The sequence below is a fragment of the Rhizobium sp. UGM030330-04 genome, assembly GCF_003208455.1.
Lineage (GTDB): Bacteria > Pseudomonadota > Alphaproteobacteria > Rhizobiales > Rhizobiaceae > Agrobacterium > Agrobacterium rhizogenes_A.
Map to the genome: position 1 here is coordinate 1 of NZ_QKML01000041.1, position 2,487 is coordinate 2,487.

General features: G+C 54.9%; 3 protein-coding genes and 1 pseudogene. All 4 read right to left on the minus strand.

Annotated elements, in window-relative coordinates; all coding sequences use genetic code 11:
- Window positions 1-215, minus strand: a pseudogene (locus tag N434_RS25305) (IS3 family transposase); the annotation flags it as partial.
- Window positions 216-1,568, minus strand: a complete 1,353-nt coding sequence (locus tag N434_RS25310) for an IS110 family RNA-guided transposase (protein WP_110760771.1) — start codon at window positions 1,566-1,568, stop codon at window positions 216-218.
- Window positions 1,569-1,657: 89 nt separating this feature from the next.
- Entirely contained in the window at window positions 1,658-2,032 is a 375-nt protein-coding gene (locus tag N434_RS25315) for a transposase (RefSeq protein ID WP_110760772.1), read from the minus strand.
- A gap of 56 nt (window positions 2,033-2,088) precedes the next feature.
- A partial coding sequence (locus N434_RS25320) for a polymorphic toxin type 15 domain-containing protein (protein ID WP_286172406.1) occupies window positions 2,089-2,487 on the minus strand: 399 nt, incomplete at its 5' end.

Consider the following 2,487-nt stretch of genomic DNA (forward strand, 5'->3'; position numbering starts at 1 on the left):
ACCTTGCCGCTTTCTTCCCATGCCTTCAGGAGCAGATCGGTCTGTCGCTTGTCCTCGCTGGCTCGCGTGCTCAGCGGGTTCTTAAGCCAGGTGTAAAATCCACTCGGGTGAACCCGCAGAAGGCGGCACATCGTCCGTACCGAAAACTGCAAGCGATGCAAAGCAATGAACGCGTACTTCACTTTGCATCCCTGGCGAAATACGCGGCCACTTTCCTAAGAAACACTTTCTGCGACAGGCATGAGCTCCAGTTGATAGCCCATGGATCGGGCGCGGCGCTGAAGGTTAGCTATGACCCTTCCTCGATGCCGCTCGTCATAGGCCGCAGCTCCTGGATCTCGATATACCATTCCGAACCGCAAAGCGTTGTAGAACAATACCGCGATCTTGCGTGCGGTCGCCGTAACGGCCTTCTGCTTGCCAATGCGTCCCGCCAGTCTCCGGTAAAACGCGCCAAGGGCGGTGTCGCTTCGCCCGAGTGTCGTCGCGGCTAATCGCAACAATGCTGCCGCTCGACTAGACGAGCGACGAGTTCGCGATGATAGCACTTTGCCCCCCGAGATCTTGTTTCCAGGGGCGAGGCAGAGCCATGAGGTAAAGTGCTTAGCGGTTGGCCATTCCCGGAGGTCCGTTCCGCATTCGCCGATCAGCTTCAGTGCGAGCGAGGAGCCCAGGCCGTGAATCTGGGTCAGGTCTATCCGCGTTAGACCATATAGTGCCGCCCGGACATCGAAAGACGGCGCATTCGCCTGCTTCGTTCTGTTTCGTATTTTTGGCAGTGGCGCGAGCGGTGCTTCAAGATCGCTGGTCATCGTCACAATCGCCGCCTCCAGCCTGCGATCGCATTCAAGCATCTTCACTTGGTAAAAATCGTAAAGCTCGAGCGACTGGGAAAGAGCAAACACGTGTTCATCACGATCATTGCCGATCAAGGATGATCTGATTGTTTCAGTTGAGGAATGGCAGCGAACGTCACGTAAGGATGCTAGGACGTCTGGATTACGCTCGCCGGAAACGATTGCTCTGATGATCTTCATACCCGTCACGCCGGTGATGTCAGAGACCACATGATGAAGCTGCAGGTTCATCTCCATCAAAGCCTTCTGCATATGCTGGATGTGAGCCGCGGCATATTCGACCAGCCGCTCCCGCTGGCGCAGATACGCACGTAAAGTGGCGACCATTGCGCTCGGCCGAAAGCTCCCACGCAGAAGGCCATAGAAATGCAACTGGCGTAACCAAGCCGCATCGCTGACGTCAGTCTTCCGGCCGGGCACGTTCTTCGCATAGCGCGCGTTGACCAGGATCACCTCAAACCCATGCTGCTCAAGGATCTCGAAAGCCGGGATCCAGTAAACGCCGGTCGACTCCATCGCCACGCTCGTGACGCCGCACGATCTGAACCAGGCAGCCATATCATGCAGATCGTGGGTAAAGGTGCCGAAGGCGCGTATAGGCATATCGGTTTGTTCGGGATTAACAGCCGCCATATGCATCGTGGACCCTATATCGACAGCCGCCGCACGGGGATTCACTTGGGTGAGATTCTGTGGTGTGATCTTGGGCATGGCTTCTCCTCCTTTGAATCGGAGGGGCTGGGCCGTGCAAGTTCGTCATTTTCCTAACCGGGATCGTCACTGACGCGACGTCACCACTCTCAAGTACGCAACAGCCCATGTGCCACGTTTTTTAACGGGGTTGAACGCCTCCAATAAGCCTTCGGCAACTCCCCTCCGGCGGCTATCGTAACACCACCTGTTTCTACCGCGCACAGGCGGACCAAAGCCCGTGATCGTTTTTTAGGATGTCTCGCTCCTCGATAACGTGAGCCAATTCCCTCTTCAGCCGTCTGATCTCTTCGGCTTCGTCGTTGCCCTTGGCGTTCGAGGCGGAAAACTTCTTTTTCCACTTGTACAAAGAGTGCTGCCTCACCCCCCAGCCGCTGCGAAACCTCCGCAACCGGATAGCCCCGCTCCGTGATCTGCCGCACCGCGTCACGCTTAAACTCTTCGCTGAAATTCGATTTGCCCATGATGCTCTTCTTGCCTCAAAATTAGGAAAGAAGGCGTCTACAAATCTAGGGGCTATTCACGGGTCATTCCTATATTCTTGGCGCGCTTTCGCCTGCAGCGGCTCTGACAAAGCCCGCATACCCGCCGGATTCGCCAAATACTTTGCTTGATTGGCCAACATCTGCTGCGGACTCATATTGTTGAGCCCTTGTTCCTGCAATTCCATTTGTCGCTTGAACTCATCGAGATCGATCGTACTTTTTGTGGGCATAAAGCAGATTATCAATAAACGACATCTACGGTTTTCATCCTCATCGATACGAACATTTGATCCAGGTGGCGGCACAGGAACAGGTTTCGGCTCCGGGTCCTGCGTCGGTTTATTTTCCTTTCTGTGTTCCTGAATTTTTGCAAACGTCTCAGTTCGGATGTCAGCACCACTGTCCCAGAATGGAAGTTCGTTTATTCTGCGTTG